Source organism: Anoxynatronum buryatiense (assembly GCF_900182905.1).
Lineage (GTDB): Bacteria > Bacillota > Clostridia > Peptostreptococcales > Tindalliaceae > Anoxynatronum > Anoxynatronum buryatiense.
This window is the reverse complement of record NZ_FXUF01000005.1, coordinates 268,531-285,120: the sequence shown is the minus strand read 5'-3', so window position 1 is coordinate 285,120 and position 16,590 is coordinate 268,531. Positions and strand designations below refer to the sequence as shown.

Annotated in this window: 16 protein-coding genes; 13 read left to right on the top strand and 3 right to left on the bottom strand. The window is 51.0% G+C overall.

What is annotated here, in order from left to right; translation table 11 throughout:
• The first annotated feature begins 168 nt into the window (after positions 1-168).
• Genes QOL74_RS18470 through QOL74_RS09180 form a run of 3 tightly spaced genes read left to right on the top strand, consistent with a single transcriptional unit; the run spans position 169 to position 906 of the window.
• Positions 169-351: an IS3 family transposase gene (locus QOL74_RS18470; protein WP_430383867.1), complete on the top strand. Its 183-nt coding sequence runs from the start codon at positions 169-171 to the stop codon at positions 349-351.
• Positions 281-508 (top strand): hypothetical protein, encoded by a 228-nt coding sequence (locus tag QOL74_RS09185; protein WP_283409165.1) that lies wholly within the window; start codon positions 281-283, stop codon positions 506-508. The genes QOL74_RS18470 and QOL74_RS09185 overlap by 71 nt, the downstream gene beginning before the upstream one ends.
• The gene (locus tag QOL74_RS09180) at positions 505-906 is read left to right on the top strand and encodes an integrase core domain-containing protein (RefSeq protein ID WP_283409164.1); all 402 of its coding nucleotides are present in this window, start codon (positions 505-507) and stop codon (positions 904-906) included. The genes QOL74_RS09185 and QOL74_RS09180 overlap by 4 nt, the downstream gene beginning before the upstream one ends.
• A gap of 478 nt (positions 907-1,384) precedes the next feature.
• On the opposite strand, the gene QOL74_RS09175 is transcribed toward QOL74_RS09180, so the two are convergent.
• Complete coding sequence (locus tag QOL74_RS09175; RefSeq protein ID WP_283409163.1) at positions 1,385-2,536, bottom strand: copper amine oxidase N-terminal domain-containing protein; 1,152 nt, start codon at positions 2,534-2,536, stop codon at positions 1,385-1,387.
• A gap of 484 nt (positions 2,537-3,020) precedes the next feature.
• On the opposite strand from QOL74_RS09175, the gene pyrR reads away from it, so the two are divergent.
• From pyrR to pyrE, 3 genes are all read left to right on the top strand, one after another.
• Positions 3,021-3,566 (top strand): bifunctional pyr operon transcriptional regulator/uracil phosphoribosyltransferase PyrR, encoded by a 546-nt coding sequence (gene pyrR / locus QOL74_RS09170; protein ID WP_283409162.1) that lies wholly within the window; start codon positions 3,021-3,023, stop codon positions 3,564-3,566.
• A gap of 181 nt (positions 3,567-3,747) precedes the next feature.
• The gene (pyrF, locus tag QOL74_RS09165; RefSeq protein WP_283409161.1) at positions 3,748-4,503 is read left to right on the top strand and encodes an orotidine-5'-phosphate decarboxylase; all 756 of its coding nucleotides are present in this window, start codon (positions 3,748-3,750) and stop codon (positions 4,501-4,503) included.
• Between the two features lie 46 nt (positions 4,504-4,549).
• Positions 4,550-5,176, top strand: a complete 627-nt coding sequence (gene pyrE / locus QOL74_RS09160; protein ID WP_283409160.1) for an orotate phosphoribosyltransferase — start codon at positions 4,550-4,552, stop codon at positions 5,174-5,176.
• A gap of 234 nt (positions 5,177-5,410) precedes the next feature.
• Here the strand turns inward: pyrE and QOL74_RS09155 are convergent, their stop codons facing one another.
• Entirely contained in the window at positions 5,411-6,340 is a 930-nt protein-coding gene (locus tag QOL74_RS09155) for a LysR substrate-binding domain-containing protein (RefSeq protein WP_283409159.1), read from the bottom strand.
• Positions 6,341-6,561: 221 nt separating this feature from the next.
• On the opposite strand from QOL74_RS09155, the gene QOL74_RS09150 reads away from it, so the two are divergent.
• The 5 genes from QOL74_RS09150 (at position 6,562) to QOL74_RS09130 (ending at position 12,924) form a co-directional block, all read left to right on the top strand.
• Positions 6,562-7,539 carry an ABC transporter ATP-binding protein gene (locus QOL74_RS09150; RefSeq protein WP_283409158.1) on the top strand — a complete coding sequence of 326 codons (978 nt, stop codon included), beginning with the start codon at positions 6,562-6,564 and terminating at the stop codon, positions 7,537-7,539.
• 52 nt (positions 7,540-7,591) lie between these two features.
• Positions 7,592-8,677: an ABC transporter substrate-binding protein gene (locus QOL74_RS09145; RefSeq protein WP_283409157.1), complete on the top strand. Its 1,086-nt coding sequence runs from the start codon at positions 7,592-7,594 to the stop codon at positions 8,675-8,677.
• Positions 8,678-8,806: 129 nt separating this feature from the next.
• Positions 8,807-10,465, top strand: a complete 1,659-nt coding sequence (locus tag QOL74_RS09140; protein WP_283409156.1) for an ABC transporter permease — start codon at positions 8,807-8,809, stop codon at positions 10,463-10,465.
• Between the two features lie 5 nt (positions 10,466-10,470).
• Positions 10,471-11,730, top strand: coding sequence for an MBL fold metallo-hydrolase (locus QOL74_RS09135; RefSeq protein WP_283409155.1), 1,260 nt, complete (start codon positions 10,471-10,473; stop codon positions 11,728-11,730).
• Between the two features lie 345 nt (positions 11,731-12,075).
• Positions 12,076-12,924: a right-handed parallel beta-helix repeat-containing protein gene (locus QOL74_RS09130; RefSeq protein ID WP_283409154.1), complete on the top strand. Its 849-nt coding sequence runs from the start codon at positions 12,076-12,078 to the stop codon at positions 12,922-12,924.
• Between the two features lie 318 nt (positions 12,925-13,242).
• Here QOL74_RS09130 and QOL74_RS09125 read toward each other — a convergent pair whose 3' ends face one another.
• The gene (locus QOL74_RS09125; protein WP_283409153.1) at positions 13,243-14,307 is read right to left on the bottom strand and encodes an Rpn family recombination-promoting nuclease/putative transposase; all 1,065 of its coding nucleotides are present in this window, start codon (positions 14,305-14,307) and stop codon (positions 13,243-13,245) included.
• 638 nt (positions 14,308-14,945) lie between these two features.
• Here QOL74_RS09125 and QOL74_RS09120 point away from each other — a divergent pair.
• Together QOL74_RS09120 and QOL74_RS09115 are read left to right on the top strand one after the other, a co-directional pair.
• A complete protein-coding gene (locus tag QOL74_RS09120; RefSeq protein WP_283409152.1) occupies positions 14,946-15,935 on the top strand; it encodes a hypothetical protein in 990 nt (329 codons plus the stop codon).
• The gene (locus QOL74_RS09115; RefSeq protein WP_283409151.1) at positions 15,928-16,575 is read left to right on the top strand and encodes a response regulator; all 648 of its coding nucleotides are present in this window, start codon (positions 15,928-15,930) and stop codon (positions 16,573-16,575) included. The genes QOL74_RS09120 and QOL74_RS09115 overlap by 8 nt, the downstream gene beginning before the upstream one ends.
• Positions 16,576-16,590 lie beyond the last annotated feature (15 nt).

Here is a 16,590-nt window from a genome sequence, read left to right as displayed (position 1 = left end):
CATGAGCATACTGAACGACTAACAAAAGGTTTCTACACCCTTGTAGAAGAGACTTCCAGGAAACGCCCTCTTTCTGTTAGCAGTGTGCTCAAACTTCTAGGCGTTTCAACATCAGGCTACTATCAATTTCGAAATAGAAAGCCATCAGATCAGGAACGGCGGAAAAAAATGATCCAAGCAAAAATCGTCCAGATCTACAATGAATCCTACCAAGTATATGGTGCTCCTAAAATCACTGAAATGCTCATAAAGCAAGGAATACACGTGGCAGAAAAATTACATGAGAGAAGAAGGCATTCGTGCCATTTGGGTATCACCCTATCGACAAACCACCATCGATCCAGACTTTGACAACCAGTTGAAAAACATACTGAAGCGAAACTTCACACCAGCAGCACCCAACACCGTATGGGTAACAGACATCACCTATTGCTATACCACCAGCGGCTTTGTGTACCTCACCTCTGTCATGGATCTATTTTCAAGAAAATCATCGGATGGCATGTGACAGATCATTTAAGAACAGAAGGCGTCCTGGTTGCTGTTCAAAAAGCGAAACAGCATCGAAGCACCGACAGCCCCACTATCATTCACAGCGACAGAGGTTGCCAGGATGTCTCGAAGGCATACCTTGAAGCCACCCCAGCCAAAAGCTTTATACGGAGCTATTCCAACAAAGCCACCCCCTGGGACAACGCTCCCATCGAATCATTTCATGCCCTTATTAAACGCGAGTGGCTCAACAGGTACATCATCAAAAATGCAGCGCATGCCCACGAATTGATTTTCCGATATATAGAAACATTCTACAATACCACACGAATCCACAGTCATTGTGAGATGAACTCACCCCATGACTACGAAAAGCAGGCAAAAGAACGGTTTATGCCGCCGAAAGCTTCTTGACAGCGAGTGGCGGCATGATAGGCTGGCCGCCAGGCATCACTTCCCCCGAAGCGCTTTTCTTCTCTGACCAAAGGGGATGCCTTCGATGCCAGCATTCATGCCACCAGAGGCTCGCTGTCAAGAAGACCGTGGAATAAAAAGTGATTTGACTCAGAAAAACTCATTTTTAGTTGTCCTTTTTCTTGACTGAAGACCACTCAGTGCCAAAACGTTATCCACACTTATTGTACGTATGCTGTTTCCTATACCACAAAGAAACCGCCTGCGGTTTTGAGTCAGTTAACTCACCGCAGGCGGTATTATTCTGATAGATCTGCAAGCAGGATTCTTTTCTCGCTGGTTTTGATTGATAGCTGGTATTTCTACTTAATATGTCTATTTTTCGTTTTTTCTTGTTCACCATTCCCTATCAACTATTCACTGCAGTCTTAGCGTATGGTTTCTATACACTATTCCCTATTAACTATTCCCTGCAGTTCTAGTGCATAATCTCCTGATTATCAATGACAATCTGGTTTTCAAACACATAGGCGTTGTTCATGGGAATCACATCCCTGAAAAAAGTGAGGGGCACAAAAGTACGGCCTTCCCGCAGTGCCGGTGGTGTTCCCAGTCGAATGGGAGAATCCTGGCTCATATCCACATAAGCGTCAGCGCCAATGGTGAGAGAATAACTGTCAGAAAGAGTGATGGTGCGGGTTTCAGCCAGCCAGTGCACCCGGTAGCCCAGGGCCTCAGCAATGGTTTTAAGGGGAACCATCACCACGCGATTGTCGGTGGCCCAGGCGGCGGGAGCATCGGGAAGAATGGTATTTTCCACCACCAGATCCATGCCATCAAGGGCAGGCATCCAGTCGGGCTCATGGGTGATGGGACGGGAAGATGCATTGCCATTTTCTTCCGGCTTTGCAGGTTCATTTTCGTGTTCATCTTCTCCGTCAATCTCATCGGTGGCTTCATTTTCATCATTTTCATCCTCGGTAACATCAGCATCATTCAGTTCTGCCGACAGTACCACCACGCGCTGGGGGCGTGTTTGAGCGGGAATACTGCGGGTGGAGGTGCTGTATTCCACTGCCAGGGTATGACCGGTCAGGGGCTCCGCAAAAGGCTGGCCGTCAGGGGTTTCCACCCGGGTGTCTTCGGTGATTACCAGCATCAGGGTTTCGGTGGCATCCACCAGATCGCTGCCAAATTCTCCAACAAACAGGTGGGTGTCTCCTGGGTTCACTGCCAGGGCCACAATGGGATACTGGGGCGGATAGATGAGAATCATGGGAGCGTTCAGGTCATAAAAGCCGGTGACGGTGTCGCCGGGTTCGGGAGCTTCATCACTGAAGAGGAACGTATCGGCGGTGATGGTGAACCAGGTGGGGCTCTCTTCGTCCTCCAAAAGAATGTAATAGGCATTGGGGAGTGACTGCATGGGCCGTATTTCTGCCACGGTGCCGGTAATAGAGCCAAAGGCGGGAACAGGCTCTTTCTGCCTGAGAGCGGCAAAACCGTCGCCGGGCAGGTTCTCTCCGAAGGCGGTTAAGGCGCCAAGGGGCAACAGCAGGGCCAGTGCCAGTAAAACGGCCAGGGGTTGAAGCGATTTTTTTCGGTGCTGAAGATTGGAAATCAAAAACATGTGAATAGCTCCTTTCCATATGATCGCAAGGATGACATTTCGTGTTGAAATCAATGTAAATTGCGATGATGATTGGGGTGGTGTTGTATTTCACCCGACACTCTCTAAGACGGGGCATCAAAGGAAAAAGTTGCATCATTTATCATTTAATGACTTTCTTTCTGCATTATTTCTGCATTCTTCCCGGCAGAAAGTTTGAAAAGAATGGTTCAAAGAAACTGTTCGGGAGAGGACTCCAATGCAGGCAAGTCATGGAAGTACTGGCGGAGCGGGGGACAACCTTGGACATCCTTGACACCAGAAGTGAACCCTGATAGAATGAGGTAGTTTATCTTTTAAAGTGATTCCGTGAGATCACAAAAGAGCCATCATTGCATTGGCTGGCAGGCTTGCCTGGCAGCACCGGAAAAGTGTTTCCCGGAATAAGATGACAACGGCTTGCCTCACGGTAAGTCGTTTTTTTATGGCAAAGGAGGAAGCGTTAATGGAATGGCAGACGAAGTCGGTGATTTTGGATGGCGAAAAAATAGGGCGCTCTTTGACGCGAATGGCCCATGAGATTATTGAAAAAAACCGGGGGATTGAAGAAGTGGTACTGGTGGGCATTCATACCCGGGGGGTACCCCTGGCCCGGCGTCTGCAGGAAAAAATAAGCCAAATCGAAGGCGTCACCGTTCCTCTGGGAGAGTTGGATATCACCTTTTACCGGGATGATCTTACCACCCGTTCAGACATGCCGGTGGTGAAACCCGCTGAACTACCCTTCTCCATCACGGGTAAGGTGGTGGTGCTGGTGGATGATGTGCTGTATACCGGCCGCACCATTCGGGCCGCCATGGATGCCCTCATGGATTTGGGACGGGCACAGAAAATACAGGCGGCGGTGCTGGTGGACCGGGGGCACCGGGAACTGCCCATTCGGGCAGACTACGTGGGGAAAAATGTGCCCACCTCCCATCAGGAAATGGTCGCTGTTCAGCTGGCAGAAATCGACGGCACCGACCAGGTAACCATTAAAACCGCGCCATAAGGCGATAAAGAACTTCAACGTGCATCCCTTTAAACCAAGTCCTGTGAGGCTGGAAAGGCGATGGTATGTGACCGGCGATCATCCGGCCCGTGCCCCTTTCAGCCGCAGGAATGCCAACTGCCCGTGAAAGGGGTTTTGTTTATGAAAATGAAGGCGGCAGCGCAGAAAGGAGCATTTATCAATGTCATCAAATGTCATGAATGAACTAACAACAAAACAAAACAGTGCCCGGGAAAAACTAATTGTTGCTTTGGATAAGTCAGAAGCCGGGGAGGTGAACCAGCTGGTGAGCGCCCTGGGAGAAGAAATCATCTGGTACAAAGTGGGGATGGAACTGTATTACAATGAAGGCAACGCCATGGTAAAGCGCCTGCTGAATCAGGGAAAACAGGTATTTCTTGACCTGAAGTTTCATGACATTCCCAATACCGTGGGCCAGGCGGCACGGGCTGCCACCCGACTGGGTGTGGGCATGTTCAATGTGCATGCCGGGGGCGGCCGGGAAATGATGCGGCAGGCAGCGCTTTGCAGCCGGGAAGAAGCAGCGCGTTTGGGGCTGAAGCCGCCGGTGGTGCTGGGAGTCACTGTGCTCACCAGCATGAATCAGGAAGCCTTTGAAACTGATCTGGGTTTCACGGGCACCATTGAAGACAAGGTGGTGGCATGGGCAGTGCTGGCTCAGGAAGCCGGGCTGGACGGTGTGGTGGCTTCTGCCCGTGAAGCCGCCCTCATCAGAAAACAGTGTGGCGCCGGTTTTAAAATCGTCACCCCGGGAATACGGCCTGCCGGAAGCGACCTGAACGACCAGGCGCGGGTAATGACACCTGAAATGGCCCTTGATGCCGGGGCAGACTATCTGGTGGTGGGGCGCCCCATCACCGCCGCTCCTCAGCCCGCTGATGCGGCCCGAAGCATTTTACAAACCATGGCCAGGTAAGCAATCCTGATACCATTCACTATTTTGAAACCAGGGAGGCATATTAATGAAAGAACACATGAATCAGAAGCCTATGAATCAACAGCCTGTGAATCAGGAACAAATCAATCAGGAAGCCGTTAAAGCCATCTTTATCGAATCTCAGGCATTGCTGGAAGGGCATTTTCGACTCACCTCCGGCAAACACAGCCGCCAATACGTTCAGTGCGCCCAGGTGCTGAAATATCCCTGGCACACTGAAACCCTGGTAGGTGCTTTAAAAGCAAAGCTGACAGGCACCTGTGATCTGGTGGTGGGACCAGCCATGGGCGGCGTCATTGTGGCCTATGAAATGGGACGTCAGCTGGGGGTACCGGCCCTCTTCACTGAACGGGAAGACGGCAAGATGAAACTGCGCCGGGGATTCACCATCCAACCAGGACAACGGGTATTGGTGGTGGAAGATGTGATCACCACCGGCGGTTCGGTGCAGGAAGCCATTGAATGCGTGCAGGAAGCCGGGGGGATTGTGGAAGCCGCCGCCGTGCTGGTGGACCGCAGCGGCGGCAGTCATGTGCTGCAGGTGCCGGTCACCTCACTGCTTCAACTGACCATCGAAACCTTTGACCCCGAAACCTGCCCCCTCTGCCGGCACAGCCAACCGGTGAAACCGGGAAGCCGTCAACTGACATAACAAAAGTGCCATTTAATCACATCAGACTGGATTTGATTTCTGATGCCCTGGCCAAAGTCCTTTGTCCTCAACCTCTAGCCGCCCTGGGCGGCTTTTTTGTTATAGAAAATAGCATGCGCAAAAAGGCTGTGGATAAAGTTATTTAAGGTTTTGCTTTTCTATCCACTATTCCTTATTACCTATCCACTGAAAACCCGTCGCAGGCAGTTTTGTTCTGGATCAGCGGGTTTGATCTTAGAAGGACTGCCGGCAAACCATTTCGATAAAGGCGTTGAAGGCTGGGCTTCGGGGCATGTGTTTCAGGTACACCAGACAGATAGCGTGTTTTTTAATGGGTTTTGGCAAAGGCCGTGTCACCAGCCGCCGGGCCTTCACTTCCCGTTTCACTGCCGAACTGGACAGCACTGAAATTCCCAGACCTGCCTCCACTGCTTCTTTTAGAGCCTCGGCGGATCCCAGCTCCAATGATCCCTGTAGCAAAAGGTGATGCTCTTTCATCCATTCATCAAAGAGAATTCGAGTGGTGGAAGAAGTGTCGTGAAGAATCAGCGTTTCTTTCTGAAGATCGGCGACAGTGATGACGGGTTTTTGGACCAGCGCATGAGACGGCGGCAGAATCAACATCAGTTCATCTTCAAGAATGCTGATCCCCTCAAGATCAGCATCGTCTATTTTTTGAGCCATCAAAAAAGCCAGGTCCACTTGATTTTCCCTGAGCATTGACAGAATAACCGCACTGGTTTTCACCTTCAGCTGCAAATAGATATCAGGGTGAACGTTTCGAAAGCTGCCAATAAGATGCGGCAGGATATATGCGGCAGGCACATGACTGGAGCCAATGGTCAGCTGCCCGCGAGACAGGTTTTTGAATTGCTGAACATAACGAATGGTCTGATCTGAAAGTGCCGACATTTTCTGGGCGTATACCGCCAGTCCCTTTCCTGCGTCTGTCAGCAGCACCCGCTGATGCACCCGGTGATAAAGTTCCAGCCCGGTTTCTTCCTCCAGCTTTTTCATATGAAAACTGACCGCCGGCTGAGTCATACTCAAATGATCTGCTATTTCCGACAGACGGCACCCTTCTTCAATGAGTGTTAATACGCGCAATCTCACCAAATTCAAACCATTACTCCGTTCTTTTGACCTCGTCATTTCCTCCGGCACGGGTTTCCTCCCTTTCTGCTGATTCTCATCCTTTCTGCTGATTCTCATCTTTTCGCTGAACAAACACACTTTCATCATTCTCGCCAACTTTCTTCTGCATTATAAACAAAATTGATGGGATAGATAAGTTTCTTTACTATTATTTAACGTCTTTTTTACATGGACTTCATATGGAGATAACTTTTCACCGTTACAATGGGTACCACAAAGGAGGTGGCCATGTGAAACTTCTGGTAAAAGATCTCTGCAAATCATATGACGGCAGATTACTTGCCCTGAAACCTTCCAGCTTTGCGATTCATTCCGGTGAGTTCATTTCACTCCTTGGTCCTTCGGGCTGTGGAAAAACCACGTTGCTTCGGCTGTTGGCCGGGCTGGAAACGCCTGACGGCGGATTCATTCAATTTGGCGATCAAGTGGTTTATTCCAGTGAAGCAGCTCATGAACTACCGGCAGAAAAGCGGAATATCGGAATGGTCTTTCAGGATTTTGCCCTCTGGCCACATATGACCGTTTTCGAGAACATCGCTTTTGGGCTGCGCGCCCGCAGGCAAACCACTCATTTAAACGACCAGGTGTACTGGGCATTGGAGAAAGTCCGGTTATCTGGATTCGAGACCCGTTATCCCCGCCAGCTCTCTGGAGGCCAGCAGCAACGGGTTTCTTTTGCCCGGGCTATTGTGACGAAGCCGCAGCTGATTCTTCTGGACGAACCACTCAGTGCGCTGGATGCCATGTTGCGCGATGAACTGCGGGTGGAGTTGGTGAGTATCGTGAAAGAACTGGGACTGACCGCCATTTATGTCACCCACGACCAGAGCGAATCCATGTCCATGTCCGACCGTATTTTTGTCATGAATGCGGGTGCCATTTTACAGAGTGGTGCACCGGAAGATCTGTATAACCGTCCTCAACATTCATTTGTCGCCCATTTTATTGGTAAAAGCAATGAGCTGGAAGATGATCAGCATCAGCTGAAGGGAATGGTGCGGCCTGAAAAGCTGCGCACGCAGCCGCATCATCCTGATGACCTCACCTTTTCCGGCATTGTCAGCCACGTTGCTTTTTTAGGTGATCGTTACGAGGTGTTCGTTCGATTCAAAGACCGTCTCTGGACTTCTTACCTGCCGTTCAGACCCGCTGTGGGCGATGACATCACGCTGTATCTTGCCCCGGGTGATGTTCAGAGCATCCCCTGAAGAAAGCATCTGTGCCATCCACCCGTTACCCCAAACTGAAAGGAGCATTTTTATGACAACAACCAAACGTTTGCTTCTCTGCCTCACTCTTTGCATGGTCCTGTTTTTGGGTGCCTGTGCACCCGCTGCCCCGGCCCCGGTGACTGAACCGGCCACTGACACGCCTGCGCCCGAGGCATCGGCAGAAGCCCCTTCTGACCCTGCGCCTCTGGCAGTACGGGAACCAACCGGCGAACCGCTGGTGGTTTATTCAGCAGGGCCGGGAGGTCTTGCCGAGTCATTGGCCAACGGCTTAACTGCCGCCACCGGCATTGAGGTGGAAATGTTTCAGGGAACCACTGGTGCCGTCATGGGACGCCTGGAGGCTGAAATGGCCAATCCGCTGGCGGATGTGGTGGTGCTGGCTTCCTGGCCATCCGGTATGGACCTGAAAGAGCGGGGGCTTCTCCATCAGTACAATGATGCTGTGAATGCAGATCTGCTTTTTCCCGAACTGAACGACGAATATTTTCTCTTCGGTTACAGTGCTTCAGCCCTGGGGGTTACCTATAACACGCTGCTGGTGGACGTTCCCGGAGAAGATTGGGATGATTATGCCGAAGCCCTGTTTGATGGGGTCGTGTCGATGCCTGACCCAAGTGAATCCGGTTCGGCCCTTGACTTCATTGCCGGTTACATCAGCCATCATCCCGACAATGGCTGGGATCTTTTTGAAGCCTTGAAAAATAACGGGATTCAGGTAGCCGGAGCAAACCGCCCTGCCCTTGATGCGGTGGTCAGCGGTTCAAAAAGTGTGGTACTGGCAGGTGTCGATTACATGGCTTACGGCGACATTGCCAAAGGGGAGCCTCTGGGAATCCACTATCCTGCCGGCGGCACGGTGATCAACCCGCGGCCTGCCATGATTATGGCCTCCTCCAACAACCTGATTGCCGCTGAAATGTTCATTGACTATCTGTTGTCTGACGAAGCGCAGCAAATGGTTGCCGACGTGTATATTCTTCCCGGGCGCTCAGACGTACCCGCCCATCCCGACCGTCCTGGATACGCAGAAATTCCCCAGTTTGATATCGACTGGAACTGGATGGCTGAAAATCAGCAGGCCATCAATGAACAATTCCAGTCAATTATGCGCTGAAACCACCTTGTACCCGGCTTGGTCCATGATGTGATTCATCTCAGGCGGCTCTGGCAAAGGGCCGCCTGATGATTGAACTGATGAAACCACAGATCCCGTTGAATCGTTGTGGTTGACAGGAGTTGACTTATGAAAAAAATGAAGCTGCATCCCCTGCTGGTTTTTGGTCAAATCGCAGCGGTCACCATTCTCCTGCCCATGATTCTGCTGCCATTGCTCATGGTACTGCTCCGCAGCTTTCAGACCGATGGTATCTGGCGGTGGCGAGCTCCGCTGGAAACACTCCTTGATCCAGGTCTTGTGGAGGTGTACCTCAACTCATTGAAACTGGGGTTGTGGGTGGTGGCGGGAGCGACGCTGCTGGCCTTTCCCATGGCCATGATCATGGTCAAAACCCCCCTTCGAAAGCACCGGTGGATGGAAATCGTGTTGCTGGTTCCCTTTATGACACCGCCTTACATTGGTTCCATGGGCTGGATTTTATTTATGCAACCCAGAGGGTTTCTGGACCAGTTTTTTCCTGCCCTGAACTTTTTACAACCTCTGTTTTTTTCTGTTTTTGGAATTGTACTCATTATGAGCCTGCATTTGTTTCCCTTTCTGTACCTGTTGCTGCGAAATGCCCTGACAGAAATCAGCGGGTCGCTGGAGGATGCCGGCGCCATTCATGGGGGCAGTTTTTCATACCGTCTTCGCCGTATCATCCTCCCGCTGCTGGCTTCTCCCTACAGCATGGGAGCGCTGCTGATCTTTGTCAAAACCATTTCTGAGTTTGGCACCCCCGCCACACTGGGCCGACGGGTGGGGTATTACGTGTTGACCACTGAAATTTACCGCTATACCAATTCCTGGCCCATCGATTTTGGCAAAGGTGCCGCCATTGCTTCCCTGCTACTGGGAACCAGTCTGTTGATCTGGGCAGTTCAAACCGTGTTATCCAGCCGATATGCGGTTCAGATTGTCAGCGGCAGAAACCGGGATGCCCGCGTTTATTTAACCGGTTTTCGCCAGTGGCCGGCGTGGCTGTTCATCTTTTCTGCACTGACCCTTTCGGTGGGTGTACCTTATTTTTCCATTGTTGCCACGTCACTGATGAATCTGCGGGGCTATGGCCTGCAGTTGAATAATCTGACAGTTTCCCACTATCAGGCGATCTTGACATGGGGATCATCCGGTTTAGAGGCAATGTTAACCAGCTTTCGACTGTCGGCCATTTCTGCAACGCTTTCGCTGGTCATCGGCACGTTTATCGCGCTGGTGGTGGTGCCTTCCAGGGGTTTTCGGAAGGGTTTCATTGATGCTTCAAGCATTCTTTCCAATACAGTCCCCTCCATTGTCATCATCGTTGGAATGATTCTGTTCTGGAATTCACCCTGGATGCCGCTGACGATTTACAATACCAATGCCATGCTGGTGCTGACTTACACAGTGCTGTTTCTCCCCTTTACCGTGCAGTATGTGAAATCCAGCCGGGAGCAAATTGATGCAACCCTCTTTCAGGCAGCCCGGGTGAGTGGTGCACGGCCGTTTTACCTGTTTCGGCAGATTCTCTTCCCGCTGATTCGACCGGGCATGGTTGCCGGTTGGCTCATGACATTCATCATTTCTGTTCGGGAGCTGATTGCTTCTCTCATGGTGCGGCCGCCAGGACTTCAAACCACCGCCACCTTTATTTTCAGGGAGTTTGAGCAGGGCAACGCATCTCTGGGAATGGCAATGGCGGTTCTCACCGTGGGGTTAACCCTGTTGGTGATGACATTGGTACAGATGATTCAACGGAAAGTGTGATGTGAATGAAGCTTAAAATTTGTGGTGGTGTCAAAGAATATGGCCGCGCCTGTTTTCTGGTGGAAACCGCTGCCCATTCCCTGCTGCTGGATGCCGGCGTGATGAAAGGGAACGGGGTGTCCGGGCATCAGCGGTGGCCCTTGCTGACACCCGATGAAATCAAAGCCTTATCCGGTGTTTTCATTACCCATGCCCACGAGGATCATACCGGGGCACTCCCCCGTCTTTTTGATCAGGGATTTCGAGGGGATCTCTATGGGACTCAGCTAACAGAGCGCTATCTGTTGAAATCCGGCCTTCTTTCCCAGGAAGTGATGAATCGTCACTGGCGCTCTTTGGAAATGATTTCCGGCGATCAACACCAGGTGTGTTTCCATTCTTTTTTGGTGTCATGGGGTGCTAACGGCCATATGCCCGGCTCTGTCTGGTACACGTTGAAGGATTCCCTTCACGGGAAGAAGCTTTTTTACAGCGGTGATTTTTCCTGCGACTCATTGCTGATGCGCTACCAGCTGCCTGCCTGCCGTTCTTATGATATGGCCATAATTGATGCCGCTTATGGACTGGATGCCTTTGAACAAAAAAACCAGCTGCGGTTGATGATGCAGCTGATTGATGACAAGCTGGCCCAGGGGGGAAGGGTCTTGTTACCCGTTCCATTACAAGGCCGGGGAATGGATTTGCTGGCCTTGTTGTTGAGTCAGATTCACCGACGCCGGTATACCCTTGCCATTGATGCACGCCTTGAAAAAACGCTGCAGGAAAGTCTGCAGTATCCGGAGTGGCTGCGCAGAAATCGCATCGTGGATGCTCAGCATCCAGCAACGGCAAGCCACTACCTTGACAGGTGTCTTGCAGAAGGGTCGCTGTGTTTATTTGATGACAACCCGCCCTTCAGAATCCCTGATACGCCTACGGTGATGCTTTCTGCTCACGGCATGATGGAAGATGACCTTTCCCAGTGCATATTTCAACAATTAACCGGCAAAGACCTGGTGCTTCTCACCGGCAATCAGGCCCGAAACACCTTTGGATATCGGTTGTTGAACCAGACAGAGACATCTTTGCAAGGCAACGCACCAAGCACCAGATATATTCGATACAATGTGCATCTTGACATTTACCAGGCTGCGGCTTTGGCGACAAAGCTTCAGGCGAAAAAATGGCTGCCCTTTCATCAGAAAAATCGCTTTGAGCTGCCCATCACCCACCACATGCATGAAACGCTGTTGGATCCAAATGTGGGCGATGTGATTCGCATTTAGCCGTGAACGGTTGCCATCCTGAAATACAACAGATTTCATCAGGTGGATGAGCCGGTGGCGAAAGACATTTCTGCACCCATCTTTCGTTTGTCCACTAATGAGACGCTTCCTGTTCATTAGTGCATAACAGGTCTGGAGACTCTTTCTGACGATGAATCCGGTGAAGCAATTCAAAAAGCTCCCTAAAATGCAACCACTTTCCGTAATTGTGAATGAAAAGGGTTCAACAATTGTGAATGAAAAGGGTTCAACCGCCATCGGTTTTAAATGTCTCAAAGAGATCATTCGAAGGCGTGTGTGCTAAAATGGTCCTGCTTTCAGGGTCAAAACCAGGGAGGAATGCACGTGAATAAGAACATGAAACGCATCATATCCATGGTAGTTGTCATGGGATTCGTCATTGGATTACTGGTGGGTGGTACACAGGTGTTTGCAGAAGCCAAAGTACCGCCGGGCCAGGCGCGAAAAGAGGCCGTCAGCCAGTTGCAGCAACAGGCAGCCACACAACAACAGGAACAAGAGAATGAGAATGATGAAAAGTTCAGAGAGTATGGTCCGGGGGGCGGTCTTCCTCCGGGACTTCGGGGAAAAGGAACGCCGCCGGGTCTGCTGAAGCAGGGCTTCACACTGCCGCCGGGGCTGATGGAAAAAGAAGAGCTGCCGCCGGGAATTCAAATGCGCTTCAGTGAAACGTTGCAGTGGCAGCATCATTGGGGGCCGGAGGGCGAACCGGGTGAAGACTATACAGTGGCAGAGGCTGTCAGTCAGACAACGCTGATGCAGGCACTGGCAGATGAAAAAATTGACGTCATCAAACTGACAGAGGGGATCGTATTGTCAGAACCGTTGGTGGTGAACCGGGAAGTGTGGCTGGATGGCAACGGACAAGCGTTGGTGGCCGGCGCAGACTACGACGGTTGGATGATACGCGTGGAGGCAGCGGGCGTTCTTTATATGAAAAATGCAGTACTGGATGGATTTGGTGAGGAAGAGGAGCATCTCGCAGGACTTATCAAAGTGGCCATTGAAGGTATTGCCAATTTCACAGGCAACGATTTTCGAAACGCCCCTTTGGGGATTTTGGTTCTGGTGGAAACAGAAGAAGACTGGAATGAAGTGGATCATGCTGCCATCCTGAAATACAACAGATTTCATCAGGTGGATGAGCCGGTGGCGTATGAACTGGTTCCCTGAAACTGAACTCAAAAACAGCACTCAAAAACTGAACTCAAAAAATGAGGCACATTTTTTTTAAAAAAGTCCCCCAAAAAAATCAGGGGGCACGAATAGTATATCGAAAACCTCACAAGGGGACTTCCGTCCAATAGGCGTTCTTTATCTCGACAGGTGCCATCAGTGCACCTGTCCCTTTTTTGTGCGTCCGGCGGGACAATTGTTCTGGCCCAAATTCATTGACTTTAACCATGCATGTCGTCTAAAAAAACCCCTGTCCCAGTAGGGAAAGGGGCCTTGTAAACGTCCTCTAATCATAGGCTGCAGTATCACCGAAGCTCAGTGCAGCCACTTTTTTACATCTTCCACGCTCTGGTACTCAAAAATGTCCAGGAGCATCATGTCAAGGGTGGCGGCGTCCAGCTTCCTGATTTTGTCTTTCATGTCATCCGGCAGTACATGAAAACGCTTCATTAGCTGCTTGATGAGAGCGTCTGCCTTCCCTTCCAGTGTGCCTTCCAGCTTGCCTTCCAGCTTGCCTTCCAGCTTGCCTTCCAGCTTGCCTTCCAGCTTGCCTTCTCGTTTCCCCTCCATTCGAAACTCTTCCCGCAATAGATCCAGTGTGGATTTCATGATTTCACTTCCTTTCCCATAGATGCCCTTCAGTTGAAGGGCGGCTTCTTCTACTTGTGCCCGGCTCAGGGGTCTTCCCTCCCGAAGCAGGTAATGAAGGAGGGTTTTGAAACAGTCCATGGCATCCTGCTGGTCTTCCAGGTGGCGCAGGTACTCACCGGCCCGGAGGATCACGCTTCGGGCGTCCCGGCCTGCGGTTCCCCGCTGGAACACGCTCTGGAAGGCGATGGTCATGATGAGGAATCGGGTGCTGCCTTTCATGTCTGCCTCGCTGTACTCCGTCAGGTCGAAGAAGGGGTATTCATAGTCGGGTACGTACTTTTTCACTGCTTCCGGCAGGTTCGGGTAGCCGGGGATCATGTCCCCCAGTCGAGTGCCCACATTCCACCGATCGGCACCGCAGTAGATGACCAGGGGAATGATGAGGGGCAGTTCCTTTTCTCCCTGCTTGATAACAGTCTGCCAGATGTCGGCCATGTATTTCATCAACTGAAAGAGGATGTCTTTTTCCACATAGCTTTTGTGTTCAAAGAGGAAGTAGAGGTAGCCTTCCTGTCCGTCGATGCGGACGCTGTAAAGCATGTCGGAATGGCTTTCCCTCAGGTTTTTATTAATGAACCGGTCTTTTTCAGGCCGGAGGCTGTTAAGGTCCAGGAGACTCAGGAGTTCTTCCGGCAGGTAATGGGTCAGAAAGCTTTGGGCCACGTCCACCCGGGAGAAGTTCTCCTTGAAGTACTTGTCATGGGGGTTCCTGATGGTGCTGTCGGCCATGGAGTCACGTCCTTTCCGCTGATTTCATTATAGCATTTTTGGGGCGGCAGGTCAGCACCACAAAGTCAGGATTAGGGTATCTGTGCCATCAAGTGAGGGAGGGCCGGAATGTCAGCACTGTCAAGTCAAGGGGCTGGGGTCTCATCTTGACATGGGGGGGCAGATTCTACATGGGTGACTGACTTAAAGGCTATCATCGCCTGGCTGCCACTGCCTACTGCTAAATAGATTTATCAATGGGTGATTCTTTTTTCTCGTGCATGTAGATAACCTGTGGAAAACCCCGGATGGCTGTGGAAAAAGCATTGAAAAGGGGGCATTAAGGAGCGATAAGGGGGAAGGCTGTTGACAAATGTGTGGAAAAGACAGGAGAGCCTGTGGAAAAGAAGCAATAACTGGGGATAAAGGTGGAAATATGGTGGATAAGCTGTGGAAACCATGGCAGGAAGACGGCGGATTGTGATAAAATGAACCAACCATCAGGTTGTGTCGGTTAAATAGCTTGTGTCGCTGCTCCTTGAGGATGTGTCGTTGGTTTTTGAAGATATTGTGATAATCCTTGAGGATGCTGCGCTGATCTTTGCGTGATTCTTTGCAGTGGCAGCAGAGCAAAAGCGGGGAAAGAAGGGAGAAGATTCATGTATACCATGACTTCATTTGTCGGGGCCGTTGCGGGTATGATTCCCCTTATTGGGTTGATTTGGCTCAACTTTCACTGGAACCACCGGTATGGAAGCTCCCCGTGGCTGGGTTGGTTTCACATAGGTTCAGCAGGGCTGGTGATGGCCTTGATGATGTATTTGATGATCATTGCCATGCTGGAGTTGCCCATGCGGGTCATGCATCAACACATACAGCAGGTTTCCCTGGCAGTGGCGGTGGTGGCTTATGGTGGTGCTGGCCGCTTGTTTTGGAGGAATAGACGGGCAGATAAGCAGGAGACAGAAGCAGCCCCTTCTCTCAAAGAGGTGTTTCAGGCCCTGGAAGATCAGGCCTATATATATGACAGCCAATTTCAACTGGTGGCTGTCACCAGGGGAGAGATGGCGTCTCTGGCCGCAAACACGGTGGCGCAGCTAAAGGATTACCTGAAGCAGTTTGCTTCAGAAATGTCAGATGCCCAGCAAGAAACTCTGGAAGCCTTCTTTCGTCATCACCACCGCCATGAGTCACCGGCTCATTTCAAGCTGATGGTTCCCAGTCTTAAAAGCTATGTGATCCTTTCCAAGGTTTTTGATGAAGAGGAAGACTGGGTGGGAACGGTGATGCTGATGCATCAGGCAGAGGATGAAATACAGCTGATTCACCTGATACAGACCCAAAACCACCAACGCCAGGAGCTGAACAGCAGGCTGGCGGCTTCCCTTAAAAAGCTGGAGCAGTTTGGCTATGAAGAAGAAAAAGACCGGCTCCTCAGGGAAATCAATCAGAACATTGTGGAAGGCATTAACCAATACATTCAGGAGATCCAAGAGATCCAAGAGATTCAGGGGCAGCACCAGATGACCATGAAGGACAAACAAAACCAGACGGCTGCTGTCAGCCAGGGGGTGGGCCAGCTCTATAAAGAGCTGCGCCAGGTGGTGCGGAAAATGATGACGAGAGAGAAGGTGGCCAGAAATGATTAAGGTGCTGTTGGCTGACGATCAAGTGCTGTTCCTGACCATGCTGGAAGAAATGGTGCGTGCCGACAATCGCTTTCAATTGGTGGCATGTGCGGGAAATGGTCGGGAAGCCGTTGAAATGACGGCGGTTCACCGACCGGAAGTGGTGCTGCTGGACATTCGCATGCCCGAAATGGACGGACTGGCGGCTCTGCGGGAAATCAAGGCAGCCCATGGGGATGTGAAGGTGATGATGCTCACCACCTTTGAAGACCCTTTCAGCATCAACGAGGCCCTTCTGGCAGGGGCAGACGGCTATCTGCTGAAAAACATGAAGCCTGCAGTGCTGTTGGCGTCCATCTTTTGCGTTGCCAACGACATCATGGTGGTGCACCGGGAAATCTATGAAACCGGGTTCAAGCTGGAAGGCCAGCATGGTGGTGAATCAAAGCTGCAAATGGAAATTGAAGGGGTTCAGTTCTGCAAAACGGAAATTCAGATTCTCAAATATGTGGCTGCAGGAAAAACCAACAGGGAAATTGCCAAAGCCTTGAGCTACAGCGAAGGCACCATTAAAAACCGGGTGTCTCAGTTGCTGTCAAAAACCGGGCTCAGTGACCGCACGCAAATTTCTGTGTATGCTTTAAAAAATCGTCTGATTTAACAGACGCAATTTACT

Coding starts and splice junctions, on each gene's coding strand:
- QOL74_RS18470 (WP_430383867.1), top strand. CDS start 169: ATGATCCAAGCAAAAATCGTCCAGATCTACAATGAATCCTACCAAGTA.
- QOL74_RS09185 (WP_283409165.1), top strand. CDS start 281: ATGAGAGAAGAAGGCATTCGTGCCATTTGGGTATCACCCTATCGACAA.
- QOL74_RS09175 (WP_283409163.1), bottom strand. CDS start 2,536: ATGTTTTTGATTTCCAATCTTCAGCACCGAAAAAAATCGCTTCAACCC.
- pyrR (WP_283409162.1), top strand. CDS start 3,021: ATGGAATGGCAGACGAAGTCGGTGATTTTGGATGGCGAAAAAATAGGG.
- pyrF (WP_283409161.1), top strand. CDS start 3,748: ATGTCATCAAATGTCATGAATGAACTAACAACAAAACAAAACAGTGCC.
- pyrE (WP_283409160.1), top strand. CDS start 4,550: ATGAAAGAACACATGAATCAGAAGCCTATGAATCAACAGCCTGTGAAT.
- QOL74_RS09145 (WP_283409157.1), top strand. CDS start 7,592: ATGACAACAACCAAACGTTTGCTTCTCTGCCTCACTCTTTGCATGGTC.
- QOL74_RS09140 (WP_283409156.1), top strand. CDS start 8,807: ATGAAAAAAATGAAGCTGCATCCCCTGCTGGTTTTTGGTCAAATCGCA.
- QOL74_RS09135 (WP_283409155.1), top strand. CDS start 10,471: ATGAAGCTTAAAATTTGTGGTGGTGTCAAAGAATATGGCCGCGCCTGT.
- QOL74_RS09125 (WP_283409153.1), bottom strand. CDS start 14,307: ATGGCCGACAGCACCATCAGGAACCCCCATGACAAGTACTTCAAGGAG.
- QOL74_RS09120 (WP_283409152.1), top strand. CDS start 14,946: ATGTATACCATGACTTCATTTGTCGGGGCCGTTGCGGGTATGATTCCC.
- QOL74_RS09115 (WP_283409151.1), top strand. CDS start 15,928: ATGATTAAGGTGCTGTTGGCTGACGATCAAGTGCTGTTCCTGACCATG.